Origin of the sequence: Dermabacter hominis NBRC 106157, assembly GCF_001570785.1 — a bacterium.
Classification (GTDB): Bacteria; Actinomycetota; Actinomycetes; order Actinomycetales; family Dermabacteraceae; genus Dermabacter; species Dermabacter hominis.
Genome location: NZ_BCSI01000003.1, coordinates 183423 through 202381, shown reverse-complemented (window position 1 = coordinate 202381; position 18959 = coordinate 183423). Strand labels below are relative to the sequence as shown.

The 18959-nt window shown below is 63.6% G+C and carries 16 protein-coding genes; 5 read left to right on the top strand and 11 right to left on the bottom strand.

What is annotated here, in order from left to right; genetic code table 11:
- Positions 1-18 precede the first annotated feature (18 nt).
- The 11 genes from DEHOM01_RS05060 to DEHOM01_RS05010 form a co-directional block, all read right to left on the bottom strand.
- The gene (locus tag DEHOM01_RS05060; RefSeq protein WP_061211781.1) at positions 19-660 is read right to left on the bottom strand and encodes a histidine phosphatase family protein; all 642 of its coding nucleotides are present in this window, start codon (positions 658-660) and stop codon (positions 19-21) included.
- Complete coding sequence (rsfS, locus tag DEHOM01_RS05055) at positions 660-1049, bottom strand: ribosome silencing factor (protein WP_061211780.1); 390 nt, start codon at positions 1047-1049, stop codon at positions 660-662. The genes DEHOM01_RS05060 and rsfS overlap by 1 nt, the downstream gene beginning before the upstream one ends.
- A complete protein-coding gene (locus DEHOM01_RS05050) occupies positions 1046-2128 on the bottom strand; it encodes a prolipoprotein diacylglyceryl transferase (RefSeq protein WP_061211779.1) in 1083 nt (360 codons plus the stop codon). Before DEHOM01_RS05050 ends, rsfS begins: the two co-directional genes overlap by 4 nt.
- Positions 2115-2723, bottom strand: coding sequence for a nicotinate-nucleotide adenylyltransferase (gene nadD, locus DEHOM01_RS05045; protein ID WP_082738721.1), 609 nt, complete (start codon positions 2721-2723; stop codon positions 2115-2117). The genes DEHOM01_RS05050 and nadD overlap by 14 nt, the downstream gene beginning before the upstream one ends.
- Positions 2724-2733: 10 nt before the next feature.
- A complete protein-coding gene (locus DEHOM01_RS05040) occupies positions 2734-2943 on the bottom strand; it encodes a hypothetical protein (RefSeq protein ID WP_061211778.1) in 210 nt (69 codons plus the stop codon).
- A gap of 88 nt (positions 2944-3031) precedes the next feature.
- Positions 3032-4312: a glutamate-5-semialdehyde dehydrogenase gene (locus tag DEHOM01_RS05035; RefSeq protein ID WP_061211846.1), complete on the bottom strand. Its 1281-nt coding sequence runs from the start codon at positions 4310-4312 to the stop codon at positions 3032-3034.
- Between the two features lie 37 nt (positions 4313-4349).
- The gene (gene proB / locus DEHOM01_RS05030) at positions 4350-5522 is read right to left on the bottom strand and encodes a glutamate 5-kinase (RefSeq protein ID WP_061211777.1); all 1173 of its coding nucleotides are present in this window, start codon (positions 5520-5522) and stop codon (positions 4350-4352) included.
- Positions 5522-7060 (bottom strand): GTPase ObgE, encoded by a 1539-nt coding sequence (obgE, locus tag DEHOM01_RS05025; protein WP_061211776.1) that lies wholly within the window; start codon positions 7058-7060, stop codon positions 5522-5524. Before obgE ends, proB begins: the two co-directional genes overlap by 1 nt.
- Before the next feature lie 148 nt (positions 7061-7208).
- Positions 7209-7463 carry a 50S ribosomal protein L27 gene (rpmA, locus tag DEHOM01_RS05020; RefSeq protein WP_034373440.1) on the bottom strand — a complete coding sequence of 85 codons (255 nt, stop codon included), beginning with the start codon at positions 7461-7463 and terminating at the stop codon, positions 7209-7211.
- Between the two features lie 33 nt (positions 7464-7496).
- Complete coding sequence (rplU, locus tag DEHOM01_RS05015; RefSeq protein ID WP_016664727.1) at positions 7497-7805, bottom strand: 50S ribosomal protein L21; 309 nt, start codon at positions 7803-7805, stop codon at positions 7497-7499.
- 241 nt (positions 7806-8046) lie between these two features.
- Complete coding sequence (locus DEHOM01_RS05010) at positions 8047-11013, bottom strand: Rne/Rng family ribonuclease (protein ID WP_061211775.1); 2967 nt, start codon at positions 11011-11013, stop codon at positions 8047-8049.
- A 513-nt stretch (positions 11014-11526) separates the two neighbouring features.
- Here DEHOM01_RS05010 and DEHOM01_RS05005 point away from each other — a divergent pair.
- From DEHOM01_RS05005 to DEHOM01_RS04985, 5 genes are all read left to right on the top strand, one after another.
- The gene (locus DEHOM01_RS05005; protein WP_061211774.1) at positions 11527-13101 is read left to right on the top strand and encodes a cytochrome ubiquinol oxidase subunit I; all 1575 of its coding nucleotides are present in this window, start codon (positions 11527-11529) and stop codon (positions 13099-13101) included.
- 19 nt (positions 13102-13120) lie between these two features.
- A complete protein-coding gene (gene cydB, locus DEHOM01_RS05000; protein ID WP_061211773.1) occupies positions 13121-14209 on the top strand; it encodes a cytochrome d ubiquinol oxidase subunit II in 1089 nt (362 codons plus the stop codon).
- A 73-nt stretch (positions 14210-14282) separates the two neighbouring features.
- The gene (gene cydD, locus DEHOM01_RS04995; protein ID WP_061211845.1) at positions 14283-15935 is read left to right on the top strand and encodes a thiol reductant ABC exporter subunit CydD; all 1653 of its coding nucleotides are present in this window, start codon (positions 14283-14285) and stop codon (positions 15933-15935) included.
- Positions 15932-17791 carry a thiol reductant ABC exporter subunit CydC gene (cydC, locus tag DEHOM01_RS04990; RefSeq protein ID WP_061211772.1) on the top strand — a complete coding sequence of 620 codons (1860 nt, stop codon included), beginning with the start codon at positions 15932-15934 and terminating at the stop codon, positions 17789-17791. Before cydD ends, cydC begins: the two co-directional genes overlap by 4 nt.
- Positions 17766-18947 carry a sensor histidine kinase gene (locus DEHOM01_RS04985; protein WP_061211771.1) on the top strand — a complete coding sequence of 394 codons (1182 nt, stop codon included), beginning with the start codon at positions 17766-17768 and terminating at the stop codon, positions 18945-18947. Before cydC ends, DEHOM01_RS04985 begins: the two co-directional genes overlap by 26 nt.
- The last annotated feature ends 12 nt before the right edge of the window (positions 18948-18959 follow it).

Here is an 18959-nt window from a genome sequence, read left to right as displayed (position 1 = left end):
TCCAGCAATATTACACGCTCATTGGGCAGCGGAGAAATCCGGCGGGAGGTTCAGTGATGTGAGCCTCACCCACCCAGCGCCCTCGCGCGCTCGCCTGACTTCCACGACAGCGCGGTGACAGTTGCCCATGCTCGCAAGGCCATAAAAATCGCCTAGCCCCGCGCCAATCATCGCGGACAGGCCAAGAGAAATCGCAGCGCCGTGCGCAACAACGACGACGGTGCCGGTCTCGTGTCGATCACTGAATTCGCGACAGGCCGCATCAAACCGGCGCGCGACATCCGCCCTGTGCTCGACTCGAGCCTTTTCGAGACCGCTCGAGACCCCGGCGCGCCACAGCGCAAACTCGAGAGGCCACCCCTTTTCGATCTCCTCGCGGGTCAGCCCCTCCCAGTCGCCAAAACCGCGTTCGCGCAGGCGAGCGTCGGATGAAACCTCTAACCCGTGAGACGCCGCGATTGACTCCGCCGTCGCCATCGCACGCCCAAGCGGTGAGGAGTACACGGCCGCTATGCTCTTGTCACCCGCAAGAGACTCCCCCACCGCACGCGCTTGAGCGAGGCCCGCCTCGTTGAGGGGAATATCGGAAGCGCCTTGAATGCGGCCGGCATAGTTGTAGTCAGTTTGCCCGTGACGAACGAGGATGAGGCGAGAAGCCATTACTTCTCCTGCGCCTCCGCGTCGGGACCGAGGTCAAGATCCAAGTCGATCGCCGGGGCATCACGCCACAGGCGTTCAAGGGCGTAAAACGCGCGGTCCTCCGCGTGCTGGACGTGCACGACGATGTCGGTAAAGTCGAGGAGGATCCAGCGAGCGTCCTTCTCGCCCTCGCGCCGCTTGGGCTTGTAGCCCGCTTTGAACATTTCCTCTTCCACGCCATTGACGATCGCGTTCACCTGGCGTTCCGAGTCGCCTGAGCACACGACGAACACGTCGGTGATGACGAGCTGCTCAGACACGTCGAGTGCGATCACGTTGCCCGCAAGCTTGTCGGCCGCGGCCTGCCCGGCGATGCGGGCCATGTCAATGGATTCCTGGGTTGCGGTCACGAAGCGAGTCCTCCGGAAAGGTCATAGGGAACGGTCTCGGGAATGGGGGCGATTGCTTTCGTGATGCCGGGGCCGATCACGCCCGTCACGAGAAGCACAACGAGGGTAATCGCGATCGCTGCGACGAGCAACCACGTGATCCACATGCCGATTCCGCCGGAGGTGCGACTCGGCTTGTCGAGCACCGTCCCGTCGAAGCGAGCCGCGGGCTTGGGCTCAGGTGCCTGATCGGCGGGAAGGTCACCAACCTCGAGCCACTCGGAGGCGTCGGAGAGCGGTGTCCCGTCGCTCGTCTCGTATACGGGGGCGGGTTCAGTTTCAGGATCGGCAGGCTTGGGTGCGAGTGCCTCGGAAGCGCTCGGCACCGACGTTTCGGGATCGGCAGGCTTGGGTGCGAGTGCCTCGGAAGCACTCGGCGCCGACGTTTCGGGATCGGCAGACACGGAGGTCCAGGCCGACGCCTGCCCAGCCTCGACTGATTCTTGCTCCGTGGGGTCGAGGGTCGGCTCTTCGGGTGCGGTCTCGGCGCTTTCGGCCCCGTCGATGGCGTCGCTCGTGGCGGGATTTCCGGCATCCTCGGCGCTGCCGATCTCTTCAGGATCGAGAACCGCGGTCTCGTACGCGTCAGTCGCGGGTTCGTCAGGGGTTACGGCTTCTCGGCCGAAGCGGGCGCCGGGCCATGAACCCTTCTTCGTGCCGACGCTAGCCGCGGGAAGATCGTCACTCAGGGGGTCCGGGGTAGCTGCCGAAACCTCCTGAGGCGCGGTCTGTTCCGCAGCCTTGCCTCTTTCGGTCTCCACGGCCGCGACTGGCTCGGAGGGTACGTGCGCTTCAGGCTTGGCCTCAGCCGTGGGCTCCACGAGGATGTCGGCGCGGCGCTTTGCGCGCTTGCCGGTGTAGTGCTTCAGCTCGGGAAGCTGATCGTCTGCGACCGGAGGAATCACCGCCGTGCGGCGCGCATAAAGCGTGAGATCGCCCGTCACGCCGCGAGTTGCCGACGTGTTGTTCTCGTCTCCGCTCATTGCACGAGCGCGGCGCCCGTGCCGACGACCGGAAAGCTGCGTCTCAGTTCCCGTCATGCTCACTTCCTAGATAGAGCTTGTATTTGTTGATGTATTGCACGACGCCGTCGGGGACGAGGTACCACACCGGTACCCCCCGCTTGACGCGTGTGCGGCAGTCAGTTGACGAAATCGCCATCGCGGGAACCTCGATGAGGGTCACCCCGCTTGGCGGGAGGCCATCGGTGTTGATGTCGTGGCCGGGGCGCGTGACCCCCACGAAGTGCGCGAGGTCAAAAATCTCGCTGTAATCCTTCCACGTGAGGATGTTCGTGAGAGCGTCCGCTCCCGTGATGAAGAACAGGTCGTCGTTCGGCAATTGCGCGCGAAGGTCACGAAGAGTATCGATCGTGTAGGTCTGCCCTGGTCGATCGATATCGACACGCGAAACCGTAAAGCGCGGGTTCGCAGCCGTTGCCACGACCGTCATGAGGTAACGGTGTTCGGGGTCGGAAATCTCCTTATCCGACTTCTGCCACGGACGCCCAGTGGGGACGAAGATCACCTGGTCAAGGCCGAAAACCGACTGGACTTCGCTCGCGGCAACGAGGTGGCCGTGATGGATCGGATCAAAAGTCCCACCCATCACGCCAATCCGGCGCTTTGCGCTCATGCGGAATGCCTCAGCGGGAGGTGCCGCTGCGGTGCTCGCGCTCAACCTCGGCGACAGTCTTCGCGCTCGAGGACGGTTCCTGGTGGAGACCGCTGAAGAGCGACGTGATCACGAGCAAAAGCATGAGGATCACAAACGCCGCGACGCCGAACACGGCAGGGTGCGGCCCGTGAGAGTGTGCGGCGGCCTCTTCGGCGAGGATCAGAAAATCAGCGTGCATGCCAGACCTTTCGCAATCGTTCATCCCATCGAGGGGCTATGCCATTGTTCCACACATTGCCCCGCGCGCGAGGGTTACGCCGCGAAGCTCACCCCCTCACGTGGCCTTCGCCTCGCACAATCCACGTGGTACTCGTGAGCTCACGAAGGGCCATGGGCCCGCGCGCGTGCAACTTTTGCGTGGAGATGCCGATCTCCGCGCCGAAACCAAATTCGCCCCCGTCACTGAAGCGCGTCGACGCATTGACCATGATGACAGCGGAGTCGAGTCCCGCGATAAAGGCCCGTTCACTCTCAATGGAAGAAGTAAGGATTGATTCGGTATGCCCGCTCGTATGGGTGCGGATGTGCTCCACCGCTTCGTGCACATCGGCAACAACCTTGATAGCGAGGTCCAGCGAAAGGTACTCGGTGAAGAAATCTTCCTCTCGAGCTTCCACGACGCGCGCGGGCCCGCCGTGAAGCACCGCATAGGAGCGAGCATCCGCGTGCAGCACTACTTTTTTCGGGGCGAGCGCCTCGGCTAGACGTGGCAGGAAATCCTGGGCGATGCGTTCGTGGACGAGGAGGTTTTCGAGCGCATTGCACACCCCCACGCGCTGGGTCTTCGCATTGACCACGATGTCGATCGCGCGGTCCAGATCCGCGCTTTCATCGACAAAAATGTGCGTGTTTCCCGTTCCGGTCTCGATCGTCGGCACAAGGCTCTCCTCGACAACGCGGGAGATGAGGCCCGCCCCGCCACGAGGAATGAGGACATCGACGAGACCTCGAGCGCGCATGAGGGCACTAACGCCCTCACGCCCGAGGTCATCGAGGGAGGCCACGAGTTCCGCGGGAAACCCTTCGCCCGTGAGCGCGGTCCTGATTGACTCCACCAGGGCGCGATTAGTGGACGATGCGGCGCTTCCTCCCCGAAGGATGACGGCATTGCCCGACTTGAGTGCGAGGGCTGCCGCGTCAACGGTAACGTTCGGCCTGGCCTCATAGATCATGCCAATCACCCCGAGCGGAACGCGGACTTCGGTGAGCGAAAGCCCGTTCTCGAGCACCCCGCCACGCACAACCTCGCCGACCGGATCGGCAAGGGCTGTGGTCGCGCGCACCTGGGCGGCAATCGCCTGCACGCGAGACGGGTTCAACGCGAGGCGATCTCTCAGGCCCGGATCGATTCCGCTCTCATCCGCACGGGCAAGATCCTCGGCGTTCGCCTCGAGGATTCGCGCGCAATCCGCGTCAAGCTTCGCGGCTATCGCACGCAGAAGGGAGTCCTTTCGCGTGCGATTCTCGCGTGCAATCGTGCGTTGGGCGCGCTTGGCGCGCGCAGCAATGTCGTGAACCCTCTCGGTCACCGTCAACTGCTCATTCATGAGCACCACTTATAGCGCATATCTCCCACCAAAGCGTCTATTTCAGCAGCACGAGATCGTCCCTGTGCACAACCGTGTGCACCCCGATCTCGCTTTCGCGCGCAGCAACCTCTTCCGATGTGAGCCCCATGATGCGCGAGATAGCGTCGGAAGAAAAATACGTGAGCCCGCGCGCCCGTACCCGCCCCGAGCCGTCAGCGATGTCCACGGGAGATCCGGCCGCGAACGTGCCCTCTACGCGCGTGATTCCCACGGGAAGAAGCGAACGTCTCTGCTCGACAACCGCGTGTACCGCGCCCTCGTCGAGCACCAGGGTGCCCTCCCCGCGGCTCGCGTACATGAGCCACATGAGTCGAGACCGCCGGCGACCCGTGGTGCGCGCCGGAAAGAACGTGCCGAAATCTTCGCCTGAGAGAACGGCATCGAATCTCGCGGGGAGAGTGAGAACGCACGCGGTTCCCGTAATGGTGGCGTTATGGGCGGCCGAAAGCTTCGTCACCATCCCACCGGTTCCGACGGTTGACCCGCGTGAGCCGATTTCGACCCCTTCGAGTTTTGCCGCATCCTTCACGCAGGCGATTCTCTCGGCCCCCGGTTCCTTAGGCGGGCGTGTGAAAAGTCCATCGACATCGGTGAGAAGAACGAGGAGGTCGGCTCCCGTCACTTGCGCGACGAGGCTCGCGAGGCGGTCGTTGTCGCCGAAATGGATCTCGCGAGTGGCGACCGTGTCGTTCTCATTGACGATGGGGACCGCCCCTGCGGCGAGCAGCGCGTTGAGCGATGCCCGCACGTTCCTGTATTTCTCGGGGTGAACCATGTCGTCCTCGGTGAGCAACACCTGCCCCACAAGCACATTGCTCATGCCGAAGGCCTGCGACCATTCACGAATGAGCATGCCTTGCCCGACCGAGGCGAGCGCCTGGCTATCGGTGATCGACTCGGGTCGCGCGTTAAAACCCATCGGGCGAAGCGCCGCGGCGATGGCACCCGAGCTGACGATGACGACCTCGCGTCCCTCGTGAACAAGGCGCGACACGCTCGAGGCGAGTGCCCAAATCGCGTTGCGGTTGAGGTCACCGCTTGGAAGCGTGAGCGAACTCGAACCGATTTTCACCACGATGCGCTGTGCGCGCGTGAGAGAGGCTCGCGTATCGAGCCGTGCGGGGTCGTGTACACCGTGCCCGATACGTACCTTGTCGATTCGCGTCATTAGTCGTCTTTCGAAGGATCAGACCAGTGTCCTGCTTTACGCTCCGCTTCCATCGCACTGATCCGGTCCATGCGTTCCTTCACACGCACACGACGCACCTCGCGCTTTTCCTGACGCGTCGGGCGGGTACGCTCCTCAAGTCGCATGTCCGTACCGCGCTGGCCGAGGAATTCCGCACCTGTGACCATGGTCGGCTCCCAATCAAACACAACCGCGTCGTCTCCTGGGCCGATCACGACCGTGTCTCCGGCTTTCGCGCCCTTCTTGAAGAGTTCGTCCTCGATACCGAGGCGATTGAGCCGGTCGGCGAGGTACCCCACAGCCTCGTCATTCGCGAAAGCCGTCTGACGCACCCATCGCTCGGGCTTGTCACCGCGGATGCGGTACACGCGCTGCCCCTCGAACTCCTCCGGGGTGATCGTAAACCCGCCCGAATCCTGGTCCTCGGGGGTGATCGCGATCGTGGGGCGCTCGTCGCGCTCGGGGTTCGGGTTCTCGAGGCGCTGGCGCTCCACGAGGGCTCCGAGGGTCAGCGCAAGCTCGCGAAGGCCCGCGCGAGTCAGGGCGGACACTTCGAGAACGGGAACACCACGCTCCTTGAGCTCTTCACGCACCATATCGGCCATGTCTGACCCGTCCGGCATATCAACTTTGTTGAGCACGATGACCGTGGGGCGCTCCATGAGGGGCGGAAGGCCAAGTCGACTCGACTCAGAATCGAGCCGTTCGGCGTACGTGCGCAGCTCGGTTTCGATGAGCTCGAGATCGTGGACCGGGTTGCGCTCCGCTTCCATCGTCGCGGCGTCAAGCACGTGGACGATCACGTGACAACGCTCGATATGCCGAAGGAAGTCGAGGCCGAGCCCCTTGCCTTCGGACGCGCCGGGGATGAGCCCGGGAACGTCAGCCATCGTGAAGCGGAATTGCTCTTGCTCGACCACCCCGAGATTCGGGGTGAGAGTTGTGAACGGGTAATCCGCAATCTTCGGGCGCGCCGCACTCATCGCGGCGATGAGCGAACTTTTGCCCGCGCTCGGGAAGCCCACGAGGGCTACGTCGGCGATGGACTTCATCTCAAGAACGATGGAACGTTCCTCGCCTGGTTCGCCTAGGAGAGCGAAACCCGGCGCCTTGCGCTTTGAACTCGCGAGGGCGGCGTTCCCGAGGCCACCCTTACCGCCACGCGCCGCAACGAACCGCGTACCTTCACCGACGAGGTCCGCGAGGAAGTTTCCTTCCTTGTCGCGCACGACGGTACCTTCGGGGACCTGGAGCACGAGATCCGCGCCTTTCGTCCCCTCGCGGAAGTCTCCCTTCCCAAATCCGCCCGACTCGGCGCGGCGGTGAGGGAGGTGGTGAAAGTCCATGAGCGTCGTGACATTGCGCGAGACCTCGAGGATGACGTTGCCGCCGTCGCCTCCGTTGGCGCCGTCGGGCCCCGCGAGAGGCTTGAACTTTTCACGCTTGATCGAGGCGCAGCCATTGCCACCATCACCGCCGGTGATGTGGAGAACAGCGCGGTCAATGAAGGTTGCCATGGTGGCCTTTCGACGCGAGCGGATGCGCGAAGAGCGCTCTTGGCACCAGCCTAAGCTGATCCGCTCTGGAGTGCAGGGAGGTTAAACGTGAGGCGGGGAAGAGCCCCGCTGGGCACTTCCCCGCCTCACGTGTGAAAGTGGGCCAGCCTCAGGCCGAGGCCACCACGTTCACCACGTTACGGTCGCGCTTACGCGCGAACTCGACGACGCCCTCGGTGAGAGCAAAAAGCGTGTCGTCGCCGCCACGGCCAACGCCCTGGCCCGGGTGGAAGCGGGTGCCGCGCTGGCGAACGATGATCTCGCCCGCGCCAACTTCCTGGCCCGCGAAGCGCTTCACGCCGAGGCGCTGAGCGTTCGAGTCGCGGCCGTTCTTCGAGGAGCTAACGCCCTTCTTTGATGCCATGAGTCAGTACCTTCTCTCGATATTTGAGATCGCTCAGGCGATCTTCGTGACCTTGAGCCGAGTCAGTTCCTGACGGTGGCCCTGGCGCTTCGTGTAGCCGGTCTTGTTCTTAAACTTGAGGATGCGAACCTTGGAACCGCGGAAGTCTTCGATCTTCTCAGCGGTCACGGTGACCTTCTCGAGGTCTTCCTTCGCGGAGGTCACCTTGTCACCGTCAACCAGGAGGACGGGAGCGAACTCTACGGTGTCACCCGCCTCGCCGGCCACGCGGTTGATCACGATGGTGTCACCAACCGACACCTTCTCCTGACGACCGCCTGCGCGGACGATTGCGTACACCACGTCACTGCTCTTTTCTCGTTGCTGACAATTATGCTGGGTGTTTTCCCTCAAACCGCGCGGGCCACCGGTTGGGGCTTTACGGTCACTGCCGAAAGCGCGACCGCGAGAACCGCTGCGGGAGGGAAAAGTCTACGGCACGAAATGCACCGACGTATAGCTTACGAAATGCATTCCCCAGAATCAACCGTTGCAGGCATCGCGACCTGCGAAAACGCTCGAGAATCCTGTGGAACTCATCACGTCACTCGCCCTGCGAGTCCCCGCTGTGACCCACGGCAGTGTCCTCGGTCTCAGTGGAGGCACCCGCGGGGGCCTCAGAAGTCGTGGGCGGCTCCGCTGATTCAACGGGTTCGCCACCCTCAGCCGGCGCGATGACCTGACCGTCGACAGTCACCTCGGGGGCCGAATGACCGGTGCTCGCAGCGGCAATCGAGGCAATCGTTGCGCGCGCGAGGGCACGCGAAGCCTCGTTGTCTTCAAGCCTGTGAACGTCCGAAGCATTCTTTGAATCGACGAGATCCTGCACGGCGTCTTTCGCCGAGGCGGCCTTGTCCTCGGCGGACTGCCCCTTTGACTCTCGCTTCGCCGACTTATTCGAATCGCCGTCTGAGTTGCGCGACTTCTTGGAGCGCCTGCGCGACTTCTTGGGCTCATCGTCGAAGGCGGGCGGCTCGTGATGATGCTGGCCGTCGAGATCGATTTGAATGCCACGCCCATTGCAGGCCTCGCACATGGTCGAGAACGTTTCAACGAGGCCCGCGCCCACGCGCTTGCGGGTCATCTGCACGAGTCCAAGGCTCGTGACTTCCGCGACCTGATGCTTGGTGCGGTCACGCGAAAGGCACTCGATCATGCGGCGCAGCACAAGATCGCGGTTAGCTTCGAGAACCATATCGATGAAGTCCACCACGATAATGCCGCCGATGTCGCGAAGTCGAAGTTGGCGAACGATCTCCTCGGCCGCCTCGAGGTTGTTACGGGTCACGGTTTCTTCGAGCGAACCGCCAGTTCCCGTGAACTTGCCCGTGTTGACGTCAACGACGGTCATGGCCTCGGTGCGATCGATGACGAGCGAACCGCCGGAGGGCAGGTAGACCTTGCGGTCCATCGCCTTCATGAGCTGCTCATCCACGCGGTATTTCGCGAAGGAATCCTTCTCCCCCACGTGTTTCGTGACGCGCTCGAGAAGATCGGGGGCGACCTCGCTAATGTATTCGTGCAGCTCCCTGTAGACGCTTTCGCCTTCGACGATGAGCGACGTGAAATCTTCATTGAAGATGTCGCGCACAACCTTGATCGCGAGATCCGGTTCGGTTGAGAGCGCGGTCGGGGCGTTCTTGCCCTTGGCGCTCGCTTTTTCGATCTTCTCCCACTGCTTCTGGAGTCGCTCGACGTCACGCTTGAGTTCGTCTTCGCTCGCGCCTTCAGCCGCGGTGCGCACGATAACGCCCGCTTCCGCGGGAACGATCGACTTGAGGATCTTCTTGAGGCGCGCACGCTCCTTGTCGGGAAGCTTCCGGCTGATGCCGGTCATCGATCCACCCGGGACATAAACGAGGTAGCGACCAGGCAGAGAGATCTGGCTCGTTAGGCGCGCGCCCTTGTGGCCAATTGGATCCTTCGTCACCTGGACCAGCACGGGATCGCCCGCCTTGAGAGCGGATTCGATGCGGCGCGGCTGCCCCTCGAGGCCAGCGGCATCCCAATTGACCTCGCCCGCGTAGAGCACGGCGTTGCGACCGCGACCGATATCAACGAAGGCAGCTTCCATCGATGGGAGAACGTTTTGGACCTTACCGAGGTAGACGTTGCCCACCATCGACGTGTGCGACTTCTGCGCCACGTAGTGCTCGACGAGGATGTTGTCCTCGAGCACCACGATCTGGGTTCGGCCCGGTCGTTCGCGCACGATCATCGTGCGCTTGACGGACTCGCGGCGAGCGAGGAACTCCGACTCGGTAATCGAGTGGCGCCTACGGCCGGATTCGCGGCCCTCGCGACGGCGCTGCTTCTTCGCTTCCAGGCGAGTCGAGCCTTTGACAGCCTTGACTTCGTCCCGCGCCTCGCGAACCTTGACGACTGTGTTCGGCGGATCGTCGGGGTGGGGCTCATCAGAGCCGCCTGAGCTGCCCGTTCGGCGGCGGCGACGGCGGCGACGGCTCGACGTGCCACCCTCGTCATCGCTGTCATCCGCATCGGTCGACGAGTCGCGATCGGCGACGTCCTTGGGCTCCTCTTCGCCATTCTCGCCCTGGGGCGAGTCGTCCTCACTCTTGCTTCCGCGACCGCGACGGCCGCGTCCGCCACGGCGGCGACGTCGGCGCGAGCTTCGCTGCGTGCCTTCACCGTCGGATTCTTCGGACTTTTCGGTGTCGTTCGCGCCCGTCTCCGCTTCATCTTCGCTCGCGGATTCCGAATCGGAGCCCTTTTTCTTCGCGCTGCGTTCAGTGCGGGCAGCCTCGCGCGACTCGCGCTCGGCACGCTCGATAGCTGCACGACGTGCGGCTTCGAGATCGGGAGCGCCAAAAGTAATGTCAACGGAGGCTTCGGCGAACGGGTCGCTGGCCTCTTCGCTATCGTCGATATCGCTCGCGGTCGCGGTCGGTTCCGAGGTCGGAGTAGGGGCCTGGAAGAGAAGCGAGGCAAAGCCGAGCATGTCGGGGGCCGACGGCTCTTCGGTTACCTCGACGCTCTGACGAGAATCGGCGAGGGCCTTGAGATCACTCGAAATGTCATGAGCCCCGGAGGAGCCTTCTTCTCGGCCGTCGGATTCTCGCGTGTCCGTGTCGGGTGCGGATTCGGATGCCTCGCTCGACGCACCCTCTTCATGATTCGTACGCCCCTCATCGAAGGCCGCGGGCTCACTCTCGTTTTCCACGACTGAGCTTTGGGCGGACGGCTCAGGCGAATTAGAACGTGCGGCATCGCTCGCGGGAATACTTGTTGCCGACTTCCCTGCCTTCTCTGCCTCTTTCTTGGCGGCCCGCTCGGCAAGCCGACGCTCGCGAAGATTAAGGGGCTTGGCGTCGCTCACGACAGCACTGCCTTGAGCGGCAACGCTCGTGTGCGCACTCGAGGAAGGAGCCGTGTGCTCCGGAGCGACAGAAGGCGCCCCTGCGGGCGCTCCTGCGGCGCGTCGGACACGACGGCGCGGGCGCGAGGCGCCCTGACTACTCGATGATTCGTTATAGGAATCCACTTCAGCCATGTGGCTGCTCCGTTCTAGAGCGGCCCAGCGCATCCTGGAGCCGCCATATGTCATCGCCCGTGGGCGGAAGCCGAATTAACCCTCCCCCTTCGCGCTGCTCTTCACGAGCGCTGCGACACCCGAAGCCTTGCGTCACGGCCAAAGCGTGGCCGGAGCGACAACCGGATAGCGGGGGATCCTTTACGCCGGATGCGTCGGCGCAAACATCACTCCAAGTATCGCACACGATGACACGAATCGCTCGCAGGTAGGCAGCCGTCGGACGCCTCTCGAACGGCGGCGCGGCGCAGCAATAGCCCCGCAACCAGCGGCGCACCAGCCGCGGCAGCGTACTTTTCGCGAGGCGCCCATTGCATAAAACAATGGGGGCGACACGTAAAAACCGCAGGCCAGAAACGCCTTAGAGGCGTAGAATGGCAAACAGCAAAGCCGGGCCCAAAGTCCCGACCATGCACCCTCGAGGTTTCTAACCTGAGGGTGAACCACCCTGTCCCTCTCTAGAAAAGGACGCCCATGGACGCGCTCGATCTCGCGCGGTGGCAGTTCGGTATCACGACCGTCTACCACTTCATTTTCGTGCCGCTCACGATCGGTCTTTCGCTGCTTGTCGCGATCATGCAAACGATCGCTGTACGCGCAAAAGACCCCGTGAAGGCCGATTCGTGGACGCGCATCACGAAATTCTTTGGCTCAATGCTCATCGTGAACTTCGGCATCGGTATCGCGACCGGTATCGTCCAGGAGTTCCAGTTTGGCCTGAACTGGTCTGAGTACTCCCGCTTCGTGGGCGACATCTTCGGAGCGCCGCTCGCGCTCGAAGGCCTCGCCGCCTTCTTCATGGAGTCAACCTTCCTCGGCCTGTGGATCTTCGGCTGGAACCGCCTCCCGAAAGGCCTGCACCTCCTCACGATCTGGATGGTGGCGATTGGCACGACCCTTTCGGCGTACTTCATCATTGCCGCGAACTCGTTCATGCAGCACCCCGTCGCTGCCGTGTTCAACCCTGAAACCGGCCGTGCGGAGCTCGACCCTGCGCAGGGCGGCATTTTCGCGCTCCTGACGAACATCACAACCCTCGCGGCCTTCCCTCACGTGATTGCTGGCGCATGGCTCGTGGCCGGCTGCTTTGTCACCGGCATTGCCGCATGGCACATGGTGAAAAACCACAAGCGCGCCGAGGACCAGACCCTCTCGGGCGAGGAACAGGCCGCTGCCGGCCATCTCGCGAAGAACGTCTGGCGTCCGGCAACCCGCTTCGGAGTCCTCGTCATGGTGCTGTCCGCCGTCGGTCTCCTGGCATCCGGCGACTTCCAGGGCAAGCTCATGTTCGAGCAGCAGCCCATGAAGATGGCCTCGGCGGAGGCCCTGTGCCACACCGAAACGGGCGCGAACTTCTCGATCCTCTCGGTCGCGGGACCCCGCGCGTTCTCTCAGGACTGCACCGACATCTCGCACATCATCGAAATCCCGTACGTGACCTCGATCCTCGCGACGAATGACCCGAACGCAACGCTCAAGGGCGTGACTGAGCTCAACGCTGAATACAAAGAAAAGTTCGGTGCCACGGCCGTCGATGCGAGCGGCAAGACCGTCGACGTCGACTACCGCCCGAACCTTTTCGTCACCTACTGGTCCTTCCGTCTCATGATCGGCTTCGCGATCTTCTCGGGCATCCTTGCCGTCTGGGCTTTCTGGGTCACGCGTGGCAAGGGCGAGAAGGCACGCACCTCGGGCTCGACCTGGTTTGCGCGCTTTGCCCTGTTTGCGATCCCCATGCCGTTCATCGCCAACGCCTTCGGCTGGATCTTCACCGAGATGGGCCGCCAGCCGTGGATCGTCGCACCGTCACCCACCGGCGACCCGCTCGTACGGCTGCTCACGATGCAGGGCGTCTCCGGCCACGAAGGCTGGCAGGTAATCGTTTCGCTCGTGGTCTTCACGCTTCTGTACGGCGTGCTTGCGGTCGTGTGGTACTACCTCATGCGCAACCAGGCCCGCAAGGACATCAAGGCTCCGCGCTCGCTCTCCGCGAAGGAGAGTGCAGCTCCCGCTGAGATCGATACCCCGACCATCAGCTTCGGCTACTGAGAGAAAGGAGTAGACAATCATGGAAGCAACGTTCCTACAGACCCTGTGGTTCATTCTCGTCGCAGTGCTGTTCCTCGGCTACTTCATTCTCGAGGGCTTCGACTTCGGCGTGGGCATGAACGTCTTCGCGCTCGGCAAGGGCGAGGAGAAGCGGAAGAATCAGATCATCACGACCATTGGTCCCGTGTGGGACGCCAACGAGGTGTGGATCCTCGTGGGTGGTGGCGCGCTGTTTGCCGCGTTCCCGGAGTGGTACGCGACGATGTTCTCGGGCTTCTACCTCGCGCTCATCATCATTCTCGTGGCCCTCATCGTTCGCGTCTGCGCGTTCAAGTACCGCAATAAGGTCGAGAGCGCGTCGTGGAAGTTCGCGTGGGACATCTGCCACTTCATCGGTGGCCTCGTGCCCGCGCTCATTTGGGGCGTGGCCGTGGGCAACATCGTGCGTGGCGTCAACATGGAGGCGAATGCCGGCGGCAAGAGCATCGTCACTGATTCGCTCTTTGATCTCCTGAACCCGTTCGCGCTTCTCGCGGGTGTGGTGTTCGTGCTCCTCTTCTGGCTGCACGGCACGCTGTTCCTCGCGCTTCGCACCACGGGCGAGGTTCGACACGACGCGAACAAGCTCGCGGGCGTCATCGCCATCCCGACCATCGTCGCAGCGGCAGCGTGGGTCCTGTGGGCCCAGCTCGCCTACTCGAACAACGCCTGGACGTGGATCCCGCTCGTCATCGCAGCGCTCGCCCTTATCGGGGCGTTTGTACTGAACCGCGCAGGGCGCGAGGGCCTCGCATTTGCTTCGACGTCGGTCGCTATCGGCTTCGCCACGATCATGGCCTTCGGCGCGATCTTCCCGAACGTGCTCCCCGCCGCCAATGATCCGGCTCTCTCGCTGACCGTTATGAACGCCTCGAGCACCGAGTACACTCTTCGGGTCATGACGATCGCGACCGTCATTTTGCTCCCGATCGTTCTCGCCTACCAGGCTTGGGCCTACTGGGTCTTCCGCGCTCGCGTTACGGGCGAGGGCTTCCCGGCCGCCCACGCGGCGAACCTCGCGCGAAAGGCGAAAGAGGGCTACCGCGAAGCCTTCGACACGGAAAGCTAAAGCACCTTTGGCAAAGCGACAGCCTCCACTTGATCCGAGACTCCTCCGTCACGTTCACAGCGCTCGCGCGCACGTGCTCCGCACGGTTGTCTTGGGCCTGGTGGAGGCTGTTTGCGCAATCACGACCGCATGGTGCGTCGCCTCGCTCGGCGCGGATCTCCTCGCCAACCGAACATGGCCGCACGAAAACCCCCTCCCACTTGTCGTGCTCGCGATCGCGCTTGTGATTCGTGCGAGCGCCGTGTGGTACACGCAAGCCACGGGCCATCGTGCAGCGACCGAAACGATCGGGGAACTGAGGCGGGCCGTCGTCGAGACGAACGCGCGTCTCGGCCCGCGCGGACGCACCGGCGAAGCCGCCTCGACAGCCGCACTCGCCACCGCGGGGCTCGAAAACCTCCGCCCCTATCTCACGGGGTACGTTCCGCAGCTTGCACTATCGGCGACGGTCACCCCACTCGCACTGACCGCGATCGCGGTATGGGATCTCACCAGTGCGATCGTCGCGTGTATCGCCCTTCCGCTCATCCCCATCTTTATGATCCTCATCGGGAAAATGACTGAAGGCTCCTCGGCCCGCTCTCTCGCGACCATGCGCACGCTGTGGGCCGAGACTCTGGATCTGGTCGAAGGCCTCCCGACGCTACGTGCGCTCGGCCGCGCACAGGGATCCGAGCGCATCGTCGCGGACCTCGGCGCGCGACACAAGAAGTCCGCAATGACGACGCTTGCGTGGGCGTTCCTTTCGAGCTTTGCTCTCGAACTCATCGCTACCCTCGGCATCGCGCTCATCGCGGTCTCCATCGGTTTGCGCCTCGTGGGCGGTGCAATGGAGCTTTTTCCGGCAATCGCCGTGCTCGTTCTTGCCGCCGAGGTGTATCTCCCCTTGCGCCTTGTGGGCCAGCAGTTTCACGCTTCGACGGATGGCCTCGCGGCCGTCGACGCCGCCTTCGAGATCCTCAATGCCCCCGCAGCGGCGGGCAAAGTGGATACCGGTGACGAGGCCACCCGCCCCGCTGCCCCCTCGCTATCACGCACGAGTATTGTCCTGCGTGATCTGAGCGTTGCGGGGCGCGACCGTCTCGCGCCAGCCCACCTCACTGCCGTCATCACACCCGGCCAGATCACTGCCCTTCGCGGCGCAAGTGGCGAGGGAAAATCGACGACGATCGCCGCCATCCTCGGGCTCCTCACGCCGACCACGGGCGGCGTCCTGCTTCGCACTGAGGAAGGCAACAGTATTGCACTCAGCGAGATCGATCGAGAAAGCCTCTGGGCGCAGATCGCATGGCTGCCCCAGCGACCCGTCGTGGGCCCTGGCACCCTACGCGAGATCCTCCACGAGTCCCTTCCCGCGGGAATCGCCCCGGGAACCGAAGAGGCATGCGCCCTCATTACGAGGGCGTCACGTGCGACCGGTCTCGGCACACACGTCGCGGATGTTCACGGCTGGGACGTCGAACTTGGTCGCGGCGGAACTGGGCTTTCCGTCGGTCAGCGCCAGCGCGTCGCCCTCACAACCGCCCTCCTCGAGGCGAAACCGCTCGTCATCCTCGACGAACCCACTTCGCACCTCGACGGGGCGAGCGAGGCGATGATCGTTCGCCTGCTCGAGACGCTGCGCGAACAGGGCTCAAGCGTCCTCGTGACCGCTCATAGACAGGCTCTCCTCGATGTCGCCGACCAGGTGATCGATGTGCGTGCCGCGGAGGTGCCAGTCCCGTGAAAATATCGTCGCGCGCTCTTTCGCGCATGCATGAGCTCATGGAGATCGCCCCGCGTCAGCTCACATCAGCGGTCGCCGCAGGTGCAGCGACCCTCGCGAGTGCTTTTGCCCTCGCGGTTGTGTCGGGCTACCTCATTACGAAGTCGTGGACGATGCCGCCAGTTCTCGACCTTTCCGTTGCCGTCGTGTCCGTGCGTGCTCTTGGCATCTCCCGCGGCGTCTTTCGGTATTTCGAGCGCCTGCTCACGCACGATGCCGCCCTCACCGGCGTCGCGCGCCTGCGTACCAACATGTACGCGGGGCTTGCGAGCGCCCCCTCAGCCCTCGCAGGGCGCCTCAAACGCGGCGATCTACTCGCGCGTATCGGCGATGACGCCGAAGACATGGCGAACGATGTCATTCGTGCCGTGGTGCCCGCCCTCGTCGCACTCGTCATGGCAGTCGCGATCCTTGCGACCATCGCCCCATTCTCGCCGATTGCGGCACTCGCCATGCTCGTTGGCCTCGCCTTCGCGACGATCATCGCCCCGTTCTTCGCCTTCAAGGCGGCGCTCTTTGCGGAGCGCGAACTCGTCGAGGCCCGCTCTCGCCTCAATACGCTCTCGCTTTTTGCCCTCGACAACGCTGATGTCCTTCGCGTAAAGGGGCAATGGAACAGCACCCTCGCCGACCTAGAGGCCGCCCAGGGACAGTTTGATGCGGCCCTCGACAAAGCGGCCGTGCCCTCGGCTTTCGCGCGCAGTAGCACCCAGATCGCTATGATCCCCGCGCTTCTCGGCTCGATTCTCGCCGCGGGCGCCGTCTACAACCTCGACACCACGGGGTTGCTTGGCGGCCTCATGGGCCACACGGCGGGCATCATCGGCGTCATCATTCTCGCCCCGCTGTCGAGCTTTGAAGCGGCATCTGTTCTCCCGCAAGCAGCCAGTCAGCGCGCACGCTCGATCGTGGCCGCTGAACGCCTCCACGAACTTGATCCAGGCAACACCCCGATCGCCTCAGCATTCGACACTCGGGCAGGCTCGAGCGTGCGCGACGCTCTGCGTGCTGCGACAGAAGACGCGCAGTCGGCGATCGAAGGCCGCCGAGCCGTCGGGCCCGCCTCTGCCGAAGTCGCCCCCGCACCCGCACCCGCACGCGCTGAACGCCCCTCCCCCGCAGTCCTGAGTGCATCTGGACTGACGACGGGCTGGAGTGCCGAGCATCCACTCGCACACGGGCTTGAACTGAGCTTTACCCCGGGAAGTCGCACTCTCGTGTACGGCGCTTCGGGCCGCGGAAAGTCGACGCTCGGCCTGACCCTTGCGGGGCTCCTCACCCCACTGAGCGGGCAAGTTGTGTATGGCGATACTCCCCTCACGTCGTTCACTCCGGCCGCGCTCGCCTCACGTGTGTCGTTTTACGCCGAGGACGCGCACGTGTTTGCGACGAGCCTTCGCGAGAATATTCGTGTCGTGCGCGGCGATCTCACCGACGCAGAAATCCATCGCGCCCTCGACCTCGCGGGCCTCGGTCCATGGGTTTCGGGGCTCGCTTCGGGGCTCGACACAATCCTTGGCAGTGGCGGCGAGGACGTCTCCGGTGGCGAGCGGCGAAGGCTTCTTCTCGCTCGCGCGATCGCGCACGGCGCTCCCGTGACGATCCTCGATGAACCTACCGAACACCTCAACCTTGACCTGGCGGCCGAGCTCATGGACGGTATTCTCACCCCGGGCGCGTTCTTCGCGGCCGATGCGACCGTCATCGTGATTACGCACGATCAGCGCTTCAAGGAATCGGGAGCGGCGGTGCTCGACCTCGACGCCCACACGAATCACGAAGGGAGCACCCATGTCGAACGCCACGAAAATCAGTGAGCTGACAGCGGCGGTACTCAATGCCGAGGACCCCGACGATGTCCTCGACCTCTTGGCCGATTCCACGTTCGAGATTCTTTCGCCCGCTTCGCTCCTCGTGCTTCTCCCCCTGAACGATTCGACGTGGGTGTGCGAGCTTGTTCGGGGGCGGTTTCAAGCTGAACTACTCGGAGCGTCCGTCTCTCACTCGTCGGAAACGGCCGATTCGGCGCCCTTGCCTTTTGTACTCGATCACGACTCACCGGAGGCACTTGCGACTCTCACGTGGGGTGACCTCACGCGCGCTCTTGCCGATGAGGACCTCCCGGCTCCCGCGGGATCGACGAGCGCACTCGTGGCGTTTCCGATCGATGCGGGTGCCGCGAGGCGCGGATTACTCATCGCCGTTCGGTTCGCGGATGAGGGCACCGACGCCACCGCAGCTTTTACCGACGCCGAGAACGTGAGCGCCGCTTCGCTCGCCTCTCTCTTTTCGTTCGCGCTCAATGGGTCAACGGGGCGCAGCGCCATCGAGGATGACCTCAATAATGAACGCAACCGCATCGCCCGCGACCTTCACGATCTCGCCATCCAAGAGCTTTTCGGTGTGGGCATGCAGCTTGAGACCGTGATGTCGCAAGCCTCGCGTTTTCCTGAATACTCAGACGAAGGGCCGGTCGCGACGAGCCTTAAGGATTCTGTCGCGGGCATCGAGCGTTCGATCGCGGAAATCCGCGGGATCGTCCAGTCGCTGCGGAATGAGACGGTCGAGGTGACGCTCTCTCAGCGGCTTCGCCACGAGTGCGGGCTCGCGATCGCAGGCCTCGGCTTTGTGCCGTCGCTGCACCTTCAGGCACCGGTCGCCGAGCTCGACGCGATCGAGGGCGAACTTAAGGAGGATGTTGTCGCGGTCGTGAAGGAGTGCCTGGCGAACGTTGCGCGCCACGCGCACGCGAGCGCGGTCTCCGTGAGCATCACGCTCTTCAAAGAGGGCGTGGATACGGTCATCCAGGTGAACGTGAGCGACAACGGGCGCGGCATCGATCCCAGTATCACGCGCCGCTCGGGGCTCGCGAACATGGGTGCACGCGCACGGCGCCACCTCGGCTGGGTTGATTTTTACAGCCTCGACCCGGGGACGATGGTGAGCTGGCGCGCGACCATCATCGCCGAGTAGTGCGGCGCAGGG

What these genes read in the sequence shown, in the direction of transcription:
- DEHOM01_RS05060 (WP_061211781.1), bottom strand. Translation starts at nt 660, where the DNA reads ATGGCTTCTCGCCTCATCCTCGTTCGTCACGGGCAAACTGACTACAAC.
- DEHOM01_RS05050 (WP_061211779.1), bottom strand. Translation starts at nt 2,128, where the DNA reads ATGACGGGAACTGAGACGCAGCTTTCCGGTCGTCGGCACGGGCGCCGC.
- nadD (WP_082738721.1), bottom strand. Translation starts at nt 2,723, where the DNA reads ATGAGCGCAAAGCGCCGGATTGGCGTGATGGGTGGGACTTTTGATCCG.
- DEHOM01_RS05040 (WP_061211778.1), bottom strand. Translation starts at nt 2,943, where the DNA reads ATGCACGCTGATTTTCTGATCCTCGCCGAAGAGGCCGCCGCACACTCT.
- DEHOM01_RS05035 (WP_061211846.1), bottom strand. Translation starts at nt 4,312, where the DNA reads ATGAATGAGCAGTTGACGGTGACCGAGAGGGTTCACGACATTGCTGCG.
- proB (WP_061211777.1), bottom strand. Translation starts at nt 5,522, where the DNA reads ATGACGCGAATCGACAAGGTACGTATCGGGCACGGTGTACACGACCCC.
- obgE (WP_061211776.1), bottom strand. Translation starts at nt 7,060, where the DNA reads ATGGCAACCTTCATTGACCGCGCTGTTCTCCACATCACCGGCGGTGAT.
- rpmA (WP_034373440.1), bottom strand. Translation starts at nt 7,463, where the DNA reads ATGGCATCAAAGAAGGGCGTTAGCTCCTCGAAGAACGGCCGCGACTCG.
- DEHOM01_RS05010 (WP_061211775.1), bottom strand. Translation starts at nt 11,013, where the DNA reads ATGGCTGAAGTGGATTCCTATAACGAATCATCGAGTAGTCAGGGCGCC.
- DEHOM01_RS05005 (WP_061211774.1), top strand. Translation starts at nt 11,527, where the DNA reads ATGGACGCGCTCGATCTCGCGCGGTGGCAGTTCGGTATCACGACCGTC.
- cydB (WP_061211773.1), top strand. Translation starts at nt 13,121, where the DNA reads ATGGAAGCAACGTTCCTACAGACCCTGTGGTTCATTCTCGTCGCAGTG.
- DEHOM01_RS04985 (WP_061211771.1), top strand. Translation starts at nt 17,766, where the DNA reads ATGTCGAACGCCACGAAAATCAGTGAGCTGACAGCGGCGGTACTCAAT.